General features: G+C 76.0%; 13 protein-coding genes. 10 read left to right on the top strand and 3 right to left on the bottom strand.

Annotated elements, in window-relative coordinates; all coding sequences use genetic code 11:
* Positions 1-63 precede the first annotated feature (63 nt).
* Entirely contained in the window at positions 64-1,659 is a 1,596-nt protein-coding gene (locus MCM47_RS27300; protein ID WP_238864360.1) for a serine/threonine-protein kinase, read from the top strand.
* 103 nt (positions 1,660-1,762) lie between these two features.
* Positions 1,763-2,863 (top strand): calcium:proton antiporter, encoded by a 1,101-nt coding sequence (locus MCM47_RS27295; RefSeq protein WP_238864359.1) that lies wholly within the window; start codon positions 1,763-1,765, stop codon positions 2,861-2,863.
* A 100-nt stretch (positions 2,864-2,963) separates the two neighbouring features.
* Here the strand turns inward: MCM47_RS27295 and MCM47_RS27290 are convergent, their stop codons facing one another.
* Positions 2,964-4,022, bottom strand: a complete 1,059-nt coding sequence (locus tag MCM47_RS27290; RefSeq protein ID WP_238864358.1) for an LPXTG cell wall anchor domain-containing protein — start codon at positions 4,020-4,022, stop codon at positions 2,964-2,966.
* Between the two features lie 556 nt (positions 4,023-4,578).
* Between MCM47_RS27290 and MCM47_RS27285 the strand changes: the two genes are divergently transcribed.
* The 8 genes from MCM47_RS27285 to MCM47_RS27245 all read left to right on the top strand — a co-directional run bounded on the left by MCM47_RS27285 (position 4,579) and on the right by MCM47_RS27245 (position 11,279).
* On the top strand, positions 4,579-5,571 hold the full coding sequence (locus MCM47_RS27285; RefSeq protein ID WP_238864357.1) for an ABC transporter substrate-binding protein: 993 nt from the start codon (positions 4,579-4,581) through the stop codon (positions 5,569-5,571).
* 238 nt (positions 5,572-5,809) lie between these two features.
* Positions 5,810-7,138 (top strand): geranylgeranyl reductase family protein, encoded by a 1,329-nt coding sequence (locus tag MCM47_RS27280; protein WP_238864356.1) that lies wholly within the window; start codon positions 5,810-5,812, stop codon positions 7,136-7,138.
* Positions 7,139-7,696: 558 nt separating this feature from the next.
* Positions 7,697-8,296: a GNAT family N-acetyltransferase gene (locus MCM47_RS27275; RefSeq protein ID WP_238864355.1), complete on the top strand. Its 600-nt coding sequence runs from the start codon at positions 7,697-7,699 to the stop codon at positions 8,294-8,296.
* Positions 8,297-8,560: 264 nt separating this feature from the next.
* Positions 8,561-8,959, top strand: a complete 399-nt coding sequence (locus tag MCM47_RS27270; RefSeq protein WP_238864354.1) for a hypothetical protein — start codon at positions 8,561-8,563, stop codon at positions 8,957-8,959.
* 271 nt (positions 8,960-9,230) lie between these two features.
* Positions 9,231-9,722 (top strand): hypothetical protein, encoded by a 492-nt coding sequence (locus MCM47_RS27260; RefSeq protein WP_238864396.1) that lies wholly within the window; start codon positions 9,231-9,233, stop codon positions 9,720-9,722.
* A 69-nt stretch (positions 9,723-9,791) separates the two neighbouring features.
* Positions 9,792-10,289 (top strand): hypothetical protein, encoded by a 498-nt coding sequence (locus tag MCM47_RS27255; RefSeq protein ID WP_238864353.1) that lies wholly within the window; start codon positions 9,792-9,794, stop codon positions 10,287-10,289.
* 5 nt (positions 10,290-10,294) lie between these two features.
* Complete coding sequence (locus MCM47_RS27250) at positions 10,295-10,618, top strand: PRC-barrel domain containing protein (protein ID WP_238864352.1); 324 nt, start codon at positions 10,295-10,297, stop codon at positions 10,616-10,618.
* A gap of 7 nt (positions 10,619-10,625) precedes the next feature.
* Positions 10,626-11,279, top strand: a complete 654-nt coding sequence (locus tag MCM47_RS27245) for a type 1 glutamine amidotransferase domain-containing protein (RefSeq protein ID WP_238864351.1) — start codon at positions 10,626-10,628, stop codon at positions 11,277-11,279.
* Between the two features lie 94 nt (positions 11,280-11,373).
* Here MCM47_RS27245 and ligD read toward each other — a convergent pair whose 3' ends face one another.
* Positions 11,374-13,290 carry a non-homologous end-joining DNA ligase gene (gene ligD, locus MCM47_RS43430; RefSeq protein ID WP_308222472.1) on the bottom strand — a complete coding sequence of 639 codons (1,917 nt, stop codon included), beginning with the start codon at positions 13,288-13,290 and terminating at the stop codon, positions 11,374-11,376.
* Positions 13,291-13,497: 207 nt separating this feature from the next.
* Entirely contained in the window at positions 13,498-13,929 is a 432-nt protein-coding gene (locus MCM47_RS27230; RefSeq protein ID WP_238864350.1) for an MmcQ/YjbR family DNA-binding protein, read from the bottom strand.
* Between the last annotated feature and the right edge of the window lies 1 nt (position 13,930).

Below are 13,930 nucleotides of genomic sequence, written 5' to 3'. Positions count from 1 at the left end.
CGGGCGACCGGCCGGCCCGGCGATCCGCACCCCCCGGCGCCGGCGGGCGACCCCCGTGGCCCGGTGCCGCCCGGCTACCGGGTGGCCGGCTACCGCATCGGCGAGCGGATCGGCGCCGGCGCCTGGGGCAGCGTGTACGCCGCGCGCCGGACCGGCGGACCCGGCGAGGCCGCGGTCAAGTTCCTCGGCCCGGCCCGGCTCAGCCCGGGGCAGCGACGCACCATGGCGCAGGTCGCCCGCAGCGAGACGCGGTTCAGCCGCCGGGCCGACCACCCCCACCTGATCCGCACCCTGGCCGTCGTCACGGTCGACGACCCCGCACACCCGGAGCTCGACGGCGCCGTGGCACTGGTCATGGAGCGCGCCGCGCGAAGCCTCCAGGACGTCCTCGCCGCCGCCCGCCCGGGCAGCCCCGTCCCGGACGCCGACCGCCTCCTCGCCGAGGTCTGCGCCGGACTGACCCACATGCACGCCGCGGGCTGGGTGCACGGGGACCTCAAACCCGGCAACGTCCTGCTGATGCCGGACGGCACCGCCAAGCTCGCCGACTTCGGCCTCACCGCCGAACTGGAGGGCACCCACGGCTACGCCCCGCCGCTCGGCTCGCCGGACCACGTCCCGCCCGAGTGGTGGTCGGAGCGGACCGGGGCGCGCGGCATCGCCCTGCGGCCGAGCGCGGACGTCTGGGCCTTCGGCGTCCTCGCCCACCAGCTGCTCACCGGAGGGTTGCACCCGTTCCTCGGCGCCACGGCCCGGGCCCGCTCGCTCGCCGCCCAGGCGTACGCGCGCGGCGCCGCGCCGCTGCGGCTCGACGACGCGCTGCCGCGGCGGTGGCGGCCGGCGGTGACGGCCTGCCTGGCGGCGGACCGGGAGGAGCGGGCGCGGGTGGACCTGGTGGCCCTGCTGCCGCGACCGGGCGGCCCGGGCGGTCAGGGTGGCCCGGTCGGTCAGGCCGGCCCGGGCGGCCCGGGCGGGAGCGGCGACCGACGGGCCGCCGGGGCGAGACGCGCACGGCGGGTCGGGGCGGTGGCCGGCGCGGGCGGCCTGGCGGCGGTGGCCGCCCTGCTGCTCGCCCTGGCCGGCGGGCCCGAGCCGGCGTCCGCCCCGTCCGCCGCGGACGGCTCGTCGCCGGGCCGGCCCGTGACGGCGCAACCCGCCGTCCGTCCGGCCGTCCCGTCCTCGGGCCGGCCCGCGCCCGCCGGTGCCATCCCGGCGGGCGCGGACGTGCCCCTCGCGCTGCGCGGGCCGATCGAGGACGCCGCCCGCCGCTGCCCGGAGCCGGAGATCACCCCGGTGCTGATCGCGGCCGTGCTCAAAGCCGAGAGCGGCTTCGACCCGCAGGCCGCCCGGCCGGAGTCCGGCGAGTACGGCGTCGCCATGTGGACGCCCGCGGTCTTCAACGCCTGGGCGCAGGACGGCGACCACGACGGCGTGAAGGACTACATGGACCCGGCCGACGCGATCGTCTCGATGGGCAACTACGTCTGCTGGCTCGACCAGCAGTTCAAGCACCGCGGCTTCACCGCCGACCTGCCCGCCCTCGTCGCGGCCGGCTACCGGACGAGCGACAAGACCGTCGCCGACGCCGGCGGCGTCCCCGAACGGGTCCGACCCCATGTCACCAAGGTGCTCGGCTATCTCGCGGAGTACGGTGGCTGACCGGCCGGACGGCTCTCCGCAGAGCCGCTGAGCCGGGTCCCGTCGGGGCGGGTGCCCGGCGACGTTGCGCGGCGGACGGGAGCCGGTCTGCGATGGTGACCGCATGCTCCCGAAGCTCCGCGCGGTCGCCGCGCAGTGGACGGTCGTCGTCCCCGTGGCGGCCTTCGTCGTCCTCGTCCTGACCTGGAAGCGGGACCTGCCCGGGTGGGGGGTCGGCCTGGTGGCCTGCTTCCTGGCGGGTGCGGTGCTGGCCGCCGTGCACCATGCCGAGGTCATCGCCCACCGGGTGGGCGAGCCGTTCGGCTCCCTGGTGCTCGCCGTGGCGGTGACGGTCATCGAGGTGGCGCTGATCGTGACGCTGATGGCGGACGGCGGGGACAAGGCGGCCACGCTGGCCCGGGACACCGTGTTCGCCGCAGTGATGATCACCTGCAACGGCATCCTCGGTCTGTGCATCCTGGTCGGCGCGCTCAAGTACCGGGTGGCGGTGTTCAACGCCGAGGGCACCGGCGCGGCCCTGGCCTGCGTCGGCACCCTGGCCACGCTCAGCCTGGTCCTGCCGACCTTCACCACCAGCTCGCCCGGCCCGCAGTTCTCCACCACCCAGCTGGCCTTCGCGGCCGTCGCGTCACTCCTGCTGTACGGGCTCTTCGTGGCGACCCTGACGGTCCGGCACCGCGACTACTTCCTGCCGGTCACGGAGGAGGGCGAGGTGCTCGACGAGGACGACCACGCGCACCCGCCGACCACCCGGGCGGCCCTGGCCGGCCTCGGGCTGCTCGGCGTGGCGCTGGTCTCGGTGGTGGGTCTGGCCAAGGCCGTCTCGCCGACCATCGAGTCCGCGGTCTACTCGGCGGGCCTGCCGTCCTCGGTGGTCGGCGTCGTGATCGCGATGCTGGTGCTGCTGCCGGAGACCATCGCGGCCCTGCGCGCGGCGCTTCGCAACCGGGTGCAGACCAGCATGAACCTGGCGCTCGGTTCGGCACTGGCCAGCATCGGTCTGACCATCCCGGCCGTCGCGCTGGCCACCGTCTGGCTGTCCGGCCCGCTGGTGCTCGGCCTCGGCCCGTCCCACCTGGTACTGCTCGCGCTGACCGTCGTCGTCGGCACCCTGACGGTCATCCCGCGCCGGGCCACGCCGCTCCAGGGCGCCGTGCACCTGGCCGTCCTGGCGGCCTACGTGGTGCTCGCGGTGAACCCCTGAGACGCTCCCGCCCCCCGCGACGGGAGCGGCCCAGGGGAGATACGGCGGCGGGCCGGCGACCAGGTGGTCACCGGCCCGCCGTTCGCGGTCCTGCCTGGCGTCAGGAGGACTTGCGGGTCCGGCGGGTGTAGACCACGGCGCCCGCGCCGGCCAGCAGCAGCGCGGTACCGGCGCCGGCCACCAGCAGGGTGCCGTCGCTACCGGTGGACGCGAGGTCCTTGCCAGTCTGGGTGGCGCCGGTGATCGGGGTCGGGACGCTGACCTTGGCCGGCATGATCAGCGGCTTCTCCGGGTTGACCACGGTGCCGGCCGGCGGGGTCTGCACCGGGACGGTGGCGGTGGGGGCCGTCGACGGGGCGGAGGTCGGCGCCGGGGCCTCGGTGGTCGGCACGGCCGACGGCGAGGTGGTGGCGGACGGCGAGGCGGAGGGGGTCGCGGTGGCCGTCGCCGACGGGGTGGTCGACGGGGTGGCGGTCACGGTCGGCGTGGCCGTCACGGTGGGGGTGGCGGTCGGCGTGGCCGGCGGGGGGGTCGGCGGCGCGGTCTTGGTGGGGGTCGCGGTCGGCGACGGCGTCTGGGTGACGGTCGGCGTCGCGGTCGGCGACGGCGTCTGGGTGACCGTCGGCGTCGGGGTCGCGGTCTTGGTGGGGGTGGCGCTCGGCGACGGCTTGCCGGTGGGCTTGGTCGGAGTCGGCGTCGGGGTGCTGCCCCCGCAGTCCACCTTGAACACCTTGTGCTTGGGGTTGTTCAGCTCCGGCTCGGCCGGCAGCTTGCCGTCGGTCATCTCGACCGAGGCCCAGTACAGCTTGTAGTGGCCGTCCGGGAGGTTGATGTCCTCGGTGCGGACGTGGCCCTTGCCGTCGACCGGCAGGTCGCCGTAGGCCACCGCGGTCTCGCTCTTGTCGTGGACCTCGGCGATCAGCCAGATGACGTCCTGGCCGGGGTCGAAGCCGAAGGAGTCCAGGTAGAACGTGCACACCTTGGGCTCGTTCCGGGTGTCCTCCTGCCCGGTCGCCGCGTCGTGGATCTTCACGGTGCCGTTGTTGCCCTTGGCGGGCTTGCCGCCGGCGGCGGCCTGCGCGGTCGGGGCGAGCAGCAGCAGAGCGGCGGCGGTGGGGACGGCGACGAGGGATCGCGCCGCGGTGGAGCGGATGCGCATGCTGGTTCCATCGTGGGTCGGCGGCCCGGAAGGGCCTGCGCGGCAGGTGGGAGAGCCCTCGTCCGTCCCGCCGGTCCGGTGACGGACCGTGACGGTGAACGAGAGGGCCTAAGGTCCCGCAGCTGCCGCTGTGACGCAAGGTCGATTTGGTCGGATTGTCAGTTCGTCGCCCCAATTGCGCTGGATAGTCCAGTGCAACGATCCGGTCACCCGATTGTGTGCGTGATGTGCGACGCGTGGACGCGCGCCCGGATGCTCCCCTCCGCGCCCGCCGGACGCGTCCTTCCGCGCCCGCCCGGCGTACCTCCGCGCCGTCCCCGGGGCCTCCCTCCCCGGCTGCCCGGTGCCTGCCCCCGGCGGTACGGGCCGCCGGCGGGGGTGCGAGGATGACCCCGACCGCCCCCGACGGCGGACCTCCGCCGACGGCCGCCCCCTCACCCCGGGGCGGCCCGATCAAGGGCACACGGCGATGCGGTCCGCACTGCGTACCCGGCAGCCACTCCGGCGCGGCGTCTCCCCGAACGCACTCCCTCACCTGCGAAGAAGACGCATCGCGATGCACCACACCCTCGTTCCCTCCGTTCCCCCTCCCGTCTCCGCGTCCGCGCCGGTCGCGGCCCCGGCCGGCGCCGGCCCCGCCCGCTCCCGGTCCCCGCTGCGCACCGCCGCCGCGCTGGGCGCGGGCGGGCTGCTGCTCACCGGCTGCGGTGGCGGCGCCACCCCGGCCGCCGGCAACAGCGACGACCTGCACGCCCGGCTCCCCCAGGCGGTCCGCTCCGCCGGAGTCCTGAAGATCGGTTCCTACCTCAACTACCCCCCGGTCGACTTCCGGGACTCGAACGCCTCGCCGGCCGGGATCGACCCGGAACTCGCCAAGGCGATCGGCGGCCAGCTCGGGGTGAAGGTCGAGTTCGTCGACATGCCGTTCGAGAAGCTGATTCCGGCCGTCCAGGCCAAGCAGATCGACCTGGCGATGGCCGCGGTCATCGACACCAAGCAGCGCCAGCTCGGCGCCGCCGACGACGGCCACCAGGCCGACCCCGGGGTCGACTTCGTCGACTACTTCGGCTCCGGGACGGTCATGGTGGTCAAGGCCGGCAACCCGCTGAACCTCTCCAGCCTGGACAGCCTCTGCGGTCGTGCGGTCGCAGTCCAGCGCGGCACCGTCCAGGACGAGCTGGCCGCCCGACAGGTCCCGGCCTGCCAGCGGTCCGGCAGGTCGCTGCAGATCCACCGCTTCGACTACGACGACCAGGCGCTCGCCGAGGTCGCCTCGGGCGCGGCGGCCGCCGACCTGAACGACTACCCGGTGGCGCAGTACAACACCACCCAGCCGGGCCGTGCCGGGACGTTCCAGCTGGCCGGCACCAACTACCTCCAGGCCGGCCCCTACGGCATCACCGTCGCCAAGGGCGACACCGCGCTGCGGGACGTGCTGGCGAAGGCACTGGACACCCTGATCCACAACGGCGAGTACGACAAGATCCTGGCCAAGTGGAACGTGCGCCGCGGCGCCGTCTCCAGCGCGGTCGTCAACGGCGGCCTCTGACCGCCGGCCGGACTCCCCGGCGGCCTCCGACCGCCGGCCGTGCGGCTGCTCCGGCGGACCCTGGCGCGTCGCCCGGCAGGGCCCGCCCCGATGGCTGGTAACGACCGGTCGTCGGGGCGGGTCCGCGTGTCGGGGCGCGGCGCGGAGGCCGCTTTCCCTATCGTCTGAGACCGCTGACTCCGCTTCGTTCCGCCGATTCCGATGGTTCCGCAGCCGATCCGACCCGTGGGAGTACGTGATGCCCGGCCCAGAGCAGCAGTTGTCCGACGCCGGCTCCGCCGCCGACCCGGCGCGGGGGCGGGACAGCGCCGACGTGATCGTGGTCGGTGCGGGCCCCGCGGGCTCCACCGCCGCCTACCACCTCGCCCGCACGGGGCTGGACGTGTTGCTGCTGGAGAAGTCGGCGTTCCCGCGCGAGAAGGTCTGCGGCGACGGCCTCACCCCGCGCGCCGTCAAACAGCTGATCGACCTCGGCATCGACGTCTCCGAGGAGGCCGGTTGGCTGCACAACCGCGGGCTGCGCCTGGTCGCCGGGCACCGCACCGTCGAGCTGGACTGGCCCCGGCTGTCCGCCTATCCGTCCTTCGGACTGGTCCGCCGGCGTGCCGACTTCGACGAACTGCTCGCCCGTCGCGCCGCCTCGGCCGGCGCCCGGCTGGTCGAACGGGCGAATGTGGGGGGTCCCCTGGTCGACGAGCGGACCGGCCGGATCACCGGCGTGACGGCCCGTCTCGGCGAGGAGAAGCAGCCGGTCTCGTACCGCGCGCCGCTGGTGGTCGCGGCCGACGGCAACTCCACCCGGCTCTCGCTCGCGATGAAGCGCTACCGCCGCACCGACCGGGCGATGGGGGTCGCCTATCGGACGTACTTCACCACGCCGCGACACGAGGACCGCTACCTGGAGGCCTGGCTCGACCTGCGCGACCCGCGCGACCCGGGCCGCCGCCTGCTGCCCGGCTACGCCTGGGTGTTCGGCATGGGCGACGGCACGGCCAACGTCGGGCTGGGCGTGCTGGACACCGCCGCCGTCGCCCGCGAGGTGGACTGGCGGGACCTGCTCCGCCGCTGGTGCGCCGACCTGCCCCCCGAGTACGGCTACAGCCCGGAGAGCGTCACCGAACCCGTCCGCGGCTCCGCCCTTCCGATGGGACTCAACCGCCAACCGCACTACGCCGACGGCCTGTTGCTGGTCGGTGACGCCGGCGGCACGGTCAGCCCGGCGACCGGCGAGGGCATCGCGTACGCGATGGAGTCCGGCCGGTACGCCGCCGAGACGATCGTCCAGGCGCTCGCCCGGCGCACCGACCGCGGCCGCGACCTCGCCCTGCGCGCCTACCCGCAGGCGCTGCGCGCCGCCTACGACGGCTACTTCGCGCTCGGCCGGCTCGCCGCCGACGTGCTCGGGCGACCGAAGCTGATCGGCGCGGCCGGTGCCATGGGGCTCGGTCATCCGGCCCTGCTGAAGGTGCTCTTCCGCCTCATGGTCAACCTGACCGAGCCGAACTCCCGGGACTCGCTGGACAGGCTGTTGCACCTCCTCGGCAAGGTGGCGCCCAGCAGCCGGTAGGACGCGCGGCCGGGGCGGCGGCGGCCGCAGGTGGCCGGCGGCCGTCCGCCACTACGCCCCGGCCTGCGGCCGCCTGCCGGGGACGCCATCTGACGCGCCGATTCGCCTTCCGGCCGGACGGTCGTACGCGCGCGCGATCACGCCTTCCGACACGGCCATCAGCGCGCGGCCGTGGCCGCGGCCCCGACGGTCGGCGCGGACACCCGCCCCTCGACGTACCCGCCCGCAGCGCCCGCCCGTCGTACCACAACTGCCTTTGCACGACCGCGGCGTGGCCGATCAACTCGCCGCCGTCGCGGGCCGGCGCGTGCGCCCCGCCGAGGGTGTGCTCCCGGTCCTCGTCCGCGAACACGCCGAAGACGCCGACCAGCAGGGACCGCACGGCCGCCGGCACCGTGCCGTCCGACTCGGACGTGTGGGTGGTGCACACCTCGATCACGCCTCGATCCCCGCGCAAGACCCAGGGCGTCCCGCCGCCGCTTCCGGCCCGGCGGCGGCCGCCCGATGGTGCCGGAAATCCGCTGGCGCCGCGGGCGGGAGGCGAGGTAGGAAGGCCGGATGAGCACCGTCGACTCCATCTCCGACCAGCGCGCCTTCGTCCCCGTCACGCTGGACCTCGGCGACATCGTCCTGCGGCCCTGGAGCCGTCGGACGGAGGTCCGCGGCGGCGTGGTGGCCCGCCTCCTGGAGGCGGCGGCCGACCCGGCCGTCGCGCTCTGGAACCCGATCCGCGCGACCGACGAGGCCGGGGCGGCGGCCTACCTCGACCGGTGGGAGACCGGTTGGGACTCCGGCAACGCCGCGGCCTTCGCCGTCGTCGACGGCGGCGACGGCGACCTGCTCGGCAACGTCGCGCTGCGCTGGACCGACCGGGCCGACGGGCTCGCGATGATCGGCTACTGGCTGATGCCGGCCGCCCGCGGCCGCGGCGTCGCGACCCGCGCCACCCGGGCCGTCACCAGCTGGGGCATCGCCACGGCGGACGCCCGCCGGATCGAGATCGCCCACGCGGTCGGCAACGCGGCCTCCTGCCGGGTGGCCGAGCGCTGCGGCTACCCGGCCGAGGGGACGCTGCGCGCCTCCTACCGCTTCGGCGACGGCGAGTACCACGACGAGCACCTGCACGCCCGGCTGGCCACCGACCCCGAGCCGGTGTAGCGGCGGGGACGGGGCCCCGGCCGACGCCCTCCCGCCCCGTTCACACGCCCAGCCGGTTCGTGGGCCCGCCGGGCTCGCCCTCGCCGGTCGGGCGGCCGCCCGGCCGTCCGGGCGCCGCACAGGAAGTCGGGTGGTTCGACTTCCTGCCTCGGAAGACGGGGCGGTCGGCCGACCGGGTGACGGTCGGCAGGGGGCCGCGACTCCGGCGGGTGGAGCGGCGTTAGCCGGGGCAGTCGTGTCCCGCCGGCCGAGGAGTACCCCCTGTTGCGCCGCTTCGTCGCGGCGGCGATCGCCGCCGCCACCGCCTCGCTCCCGATCCTCGCCGGGCCGCAGGCCGGGGCCGCCACCCGGTCCTCCAGCGCCTGCACCCACCACCCCATCGAGGGCGGCCCGCAGGTGTGCATCCGGGTCGAGGGGACCGGCACCCATGTCGATAAAGCGGTGGCGATCTGGACCAACCCGCCCGCCGGAGTGAACGAGCGCACCGCCCACCTCTTCCTGAGCGGTCACGAGGTGCACTACCCGCAGAGGGCGACCCGCCACGGCAGCACCCTCAGCGCGGAGTGGGGCTGGTTCGAGCACTCCGGCGAGCTCTGCGTCGAGTTCGACGGCATCAGGAACCGCCGGGCCTGCGAGGACGTGTACGACTCCGACCACGCCTGACGCCCGCCGTGAGGACTGCAGGCCACGAGAGGCAACCGGTGACCCCGTGGCCCACCGGTCCGGCCGGCCGTCGACCAGCGCCTTCATCGACGCCTTACGCCGCACCTTCGGCCACACCGCCCCCGGTCCCCGGCCGGCCCGGGACAGGGTGTCCCGGCTGCGGTGGGGCGCCGACAGCCGGTGGTGGCGCTCCGTGGCGGGCGCGCGCTGGGGCGGGGGCCTAGTCTGGAAGGGCGCGCCCGTGCGTGGCACGGAATGGGAGCGGTGGGCCATGACGGTCATCTCGGCGGCACTCTTCGGTACCGATTGGCGCGGTGCGCCGGCCACCGGTACCGCGTCCGCGGTGCGCCCGCCGGCATCCGGTGACGCCGAGCTGCTGCGCGAGTGCGACGCCCGGGGCTGGACGGTGGTGCTGACCGGACCCGGTCCGGTCGGGGCCCCGGCGCTGACCGTGGCCGCTCCCGGCTCCGACCCGGTCGGGGCCGCGCTCGGCCTGGTCGACGGCGAGCCGTCGCACGCCGTGTTCGTCGCCGGCAGCGTTCCCGAGGTCCAGGCGGCACGTCGTGCGGCTGTCCCCTGCGTCGCGCTGGAGACCGCCGTCGCGCGTGAGCCCGAGTTGCTGGCGGCAGGTGCGGCGGAGGTGCACCACGACGCCGCCGCCTTGTTGCAGGCGCTGGACGACAGCCTGTTGGCCCGCCCGCGGGCCTTCGGGGCCTGCCGTCCGACCGCTGCCGCTGCCGCACCGGCCGGTCGGGGCGGTTGACGCACCCCTGAACCGGGCATCCGCCCGGATGCGAGAACGACGTCACCGGACGTGTCGGAGGTGACCGAGATGGACGGACCCGCATTGAGCGGTCGGGAGCGACGGCTGCTGGAGGAGATCGAGTGCGATCTTCGCCAGGACACCAAGCTGGACCGGCGGTTGAGCACCATGGGGGCCAAACAGCCGAGCCGGGTCCGGACCGTGCTGCAGGGCTCGGTGCGCAAGGTGCCGCCCGGGGTGCTGATGACCGCACTGGTGATGTCGGCGATCTGCCTCAGCATCGGCGTGCGCGCCCCGACGACGGCGGCCGTGGCCACCGTCGCGGTCGTCTGGGCGGCCAGCGTGGGCATCGCGTTCGGCGTCGCGGTGTTGCTGCGCCGTCGCCGTCCCGGCGCCGAGGGTGGCTCTGCCGGGGGTGCTCCCGGCGGGGGCGGCCGTACGGACGGGGACCGGGCGGACGGCACCGGCCGTGCGGGCGGGGGTTGGTGGACGCGCCTCGACCGGCGCGACCGCGGCGACCGCCAGGAGCCGCCGGACCGCAGGCCCTGGGACCGGCCGGAGGCGTGAGTGCCATGACGACCGAACTGTGGGAGTACCGACCCGGCTCCCACCACGCCGCCGACCTGAGCCTGGTCGGGTACGAGGTGGAGGCGACCGACGGCCCCCTGGGCCGGGTCGAACAGGACGCCGGGGACCACCTGGTGGTCGACGCCGGTCCGTGGGTGCGGGGCACCCGGCTGCTCCTCCCGGTGGGGCTGGTGGCGCGGATCGACCACCTGGAGCTGGTGGTCCACCTGGACTGCCCGCGGGCCCGCGTCCGCTCCGCCCCGCCACCGGCCTCCGTCGAACTCACCGAGCACGGCCGTTCCGTCCTGGCCGACCACTACGCCAGGTGAGTTCGCGATGCCGCCGCTGGTCACGCTGATCGGCCGGTCCGTCGCCTTCCTGGTCGCCCCGGAGGGCGCCGAGCAGGTCGAGCTGACCACCCCGTGGCAGGCTGTGGCGGAGGCCGGCGGGACACCCCGGCTGGTCTCGACGCGGGCCGGGCTGGTGCAGGCGTTCGAGCACCTGGACCGGGCCGACACCTTCCCGGTGGACGACGTCGTCGGCGAGGCCGACCCGGCCCACTACGACGCCCTGGTCCTGCCAGGCGGCGTCGCCAGCCCGGACCAGCTGCGGACGGACGGCCGGGCCGTCGGCTTCGTCCGCGCCCTCTGCGACGCAGGCCGACCGGTCGCGGTGGTCTGCCACGGCGCCTGGACGCTCGTCGAGGCGGACGCGGTGCGCGGCCGCACGCTCACCTCGTGGCCGAGCCTGCGCACCGACCTGGTCAACGCCGGTGCCCGGTGGGTGGACGAGGAGGTGCAGGTGTGCCGGGACGGTCCGGGCGTCCTGGTCTCCAGCCGCAAGCCCGCCGACCTCCCGGCCTTCGTGGAGGTCTTCGTCACCGAGTTCACCCACGCCCGGGCCTCCGGCGCGAGGCCGCCCTGGCCGACCGCGCACGCGCCCGAGCCCTCGCGCCACGTGCCGGGCAAGGGGGCCGGGCGGGCGGCGTGACGGGCCGGGTGCGGGCGCGTCCCGAGTGCCGGCCGCGTCCAGCGCGCCCAGGGGGGAGCTGACGGCAGGTCGGATCCGGGCGGCGGTCCCCGGGTCAGTCGCCGCGCAACCGCACGAAGGCCGCCATCGGCGGGCGCCCGGTGACGGTCACCTCCGCCCGCAACGGCGCGGTGAGCGGGCGGACACTGCCGTGCTCGGGATCGCGGACCGCCCTGCCGAGCCGGCCGTGCACCGCCTCGGCGACCCGGCCGGCCTGCACGGGGGTCAGCCGCGGCGAGGAGAGCATGACCCGCCCGTCGTCGAGCTCCAGCACCAGCGCCTCCGGCCGGGCAGCCGAACCCGCCACCGCGCGGACGGTCGCGTCGAGGGTGTCGCTGCGGCGGTACTTCACCCAGACCCGGCCGGCGCCGCGCGGGCGGTAGGCGGAGCCGGCCGCCTTGCAGACCAGGCCCTCGACACCGGTGTCGGCCAGCTGCTCCATCCAGGTCAGCGCCTCGACCCGGTCGGTGGTGGCCATCACCGGCTGGATGGGCGGCGGTACGTCGGCGAGCGCCGCCAGCAACAGCCGCCGCCGGTCGGCGAGCGGCAGCTGGCGGACGTCCCGCCCGGGCAGCGCCAGCACGTCGAAGGCGATCAGGCCGAGCGCCGTGGACTCGGCGGCGCGGGCCTGCCGGGTGCGCAGCAGCTCCTCGAAGGCGAACCGCCCCTCGCGCCAGGCGACCAGTTCGGCGTCCAGCACCAGCCCCGCGGGCAGCCGGGCGACGGCGGCCGTGATCGGCGGGAACTCGGCGGCGAGGTCGCGGCCGGACCGGGACTGCAGGTACGGCGGCCGTTCCCCGCGGGCGAAGGCCACGCAGCGGAAGCCGTCCAGCTTCAGCTCGTACAGCACGCCGGACCCGTCCAGCCCGTCCGTCGGCGGCACCGCCGTGACGGCGGCCGGGCGCATCACCTCGACGGGCGGCTCCAGCACCAGCGGCGAGCGGGTGCGCGCGGGTGGCTGTCGGGCGGGAGCGGGTGCGGAGCCCGCTTCGGAGGCTGCTGCGGCGGCAGCGGGAGCGGCCGAGGCGGCGCCGGTGGGGTCGGGCCCGGGGGAGGGCGCCCGTTCGCGGGTCCGGCCCGGCTTCTCGGGGCCGGGGAGCGGGCGGGCACGGTCCGGGTCGAGCAGGGGAGCGAGCAGGTCGCCCAACTCGGCCAGGCGGCCGGGCACCTCGGCCAGGGTGAACACCAGGTCCTCCTCGGTCCGGGCCTGCTCCAGCTCCGCCCACGACACCGGTGTCGACACGGTCGGCCGGGGCCGGGCCCGGAGGGTGTACGGCGCGGCGGTGGTCTTCTTGGCCGAGTTCTGCGACCAGTCCACGAACACCCGGCCGGCGCGGCGGGCCTTGGCCATGGTGTGCACCACCAGCTCCGGGTACGCCGCCTCCAGCGAGGCCGCCAGCGCCTTGGCGTACCCGGAGACCCGGCTGCTCGGCGTCGGCACGATCGGGGCGAGCAGGTGGAGCCCCTTGGACCCGGAGGTCTTCACCCAGCAGTCGAGCCCGTCCGCCGTCAGCCGCTCGCGCAGCAGGACGGCCACCGTCCGGCAGGTCAGCACCGAGGCGCCCTCGCCCGGGTCGAGGTCCAGCACCAGCCGGTCCGCCAGGCCGGGGGCGGTCGCGTGCCACTGCGGTACGTGCAGCTCCAGGCACCCCAGGTTGGCGGCCCAGAGCAGGGCCGCCCCGTCGTCCAGGACCACCTGCCGGAGCTCCCCGCTCCTGCTCGGCACCTCGACCGTCCGCACCCAGCGCGGCGTCCCGGCGGGCGGGTTCTTGGCGATGAACACCTCGGCCTCGACCCCGTCCGGACAGCGCAGGAAGGAGACCGGACGGTCGTGCAGGTGCGGCAGCAGCGCGGTGTGCACGGCCGCGTAGTACCGGAGCACTTCGCCCTTGGGCGTGCCGGTACGCGGGTAGTACACCTTGTCGAGGTGCGAGAGCGCGAGGGTGCGCCCGTCCACCACCATCTGCGGCATGGCCGCCTCCGAGTCGCGCGGCTGGGCTGCGCCGGCCCGCGCCGGAGCTCGCGGGGCCTGCGCAGCCAGTCTGCCCGTGCACCGGCTGCGGCGCGAGCAGTGTCCGGCCCGTCCGGCGGCTCCGGCCCGTCCGGCGCAGCCGGCCCGTCCAGCCCGTCCGGCGCGGCCGCGTTGCCGCAGGCTCTCGGGTGGGCCGCGGTCCCCGTGTCAGCCGGTCACCAGGGCGTGGGCGTCGGTGACCAGATCCTCGATCCGGGCCCAGTCGACCGGTTCCACGTCCAGGCGGACGCCGACCCAGCCGCGGTGGCCGACGTACGGGGGACGGAAGAAGCGGGTCGGGTCCTCCGCGATCAGCGCCGCCTGGGCCCCGGCCGGTGCGGGGCACCAGAAGGCGAGCCGTTCGTCGTGATGGTGGTCGGCGAGCATGGTGAACACCCGCGCCCGCCGGCCCGTGCCGCCGAACCAGGTCGGCTCCCCGTGACTCTCACGTTCCTCCACGGCCGGCAGCGCCAGGCAGACCGCCCGCAGCCGCTCCACCGCGTCGCTCCCGCCGACCGGGTCCTCGCGGGACGGACGCCGCTCGGAGGGACGACCACCGGCCGCCGCCGCGGCGGCGGACCCGGCCTGCCGGGACACCACG

It is taken from the genome of Kitasatospora sp. A2-31 (assembly GCF_022288725.1).
Lineage (GTDB): Bacteria > Actinomycetota > Actinomycetes > Streptomycetales > Streptomycetaceae > Kitasatospora.
The sequence above is the reverse complement of the archived record's forward strand: the minus strand, read 5'-3'. Positions and strand labels throughout refer to the sequence as shown.

Bases quoted from the DNA above. Each gene is read 5' to 3' on its own strand.
- MCM47_RS27245 (WP_238864351.1), top strand. From the start codon at position 10,626: ATGCCGCCGCTGGTCACGCTGATCGGCCGGTCCGTCGCCTTCCTGGTC.
- MCM47_RS27260 (WP_238864396.1), top strand. From the start codon at position 9,231: ATGACGGTCATCTCGGCGGCACTCTTCGGTACCGATTGGCGCGGTGCG.
- MCM47_RS27280 (WP_238864356.1), top strand. From the start codon at position 5,810: ATGCCCGGCCCAGAGCAGCAGTTGTCCGACGCCGGCTCCGCCGCCGAC.
- MCM47_RS27295 (WP_238864359.1), top strand. From the start codon at position 1,763: ATGCTCCCGAAGCTCCGCGCGGTCGCCGCGCAGTGGACGGTCGTCGTC.
- MCM47_RS27250 (WP_238864352.1), top strand. From the start codon at position 10,295: ATGACGACCGAACTGTGGGAGTACCGACCCGGCTCCCACCACGCCGCC.
- ligD (WP_308222472.1), bottom strand. From the start codon at position 13,290: ATGCCGCAGATGGTGGTGGACGGGCGCACCCTCGCGCTCTCGCACCTC.
- MCM47_RS27285 (WP_238864357.1), top strand. From the start codon at position 4,579: ATGCACCACACCCTCGTTCCCTCCGTTCCCCCTCCCGTCTCCGCGTCC.
- MCM47_RS27255 (WP_238864353.1), top strand. From the start codon at position 9,792: ATGGACGGACCCGCATTGAGCGGTCGGGAGCGACGGCTGCTGGAGGAG.
- MCM47_RS27275 (WP_238864355.1), top strand. From the start codon at position 7,697: ATGAGCACCGTCGACTCCATCTCCGACCAGCGCGCCTTCGTCCCCGTC.
- MCM47_RS27290 (WP_238864358.1), bottom strand. From the start codon at position 4,022: ATGCGCATCCGCTCCACCGCGGCGCGATCCCTCGTCGCCGTCCCCACC.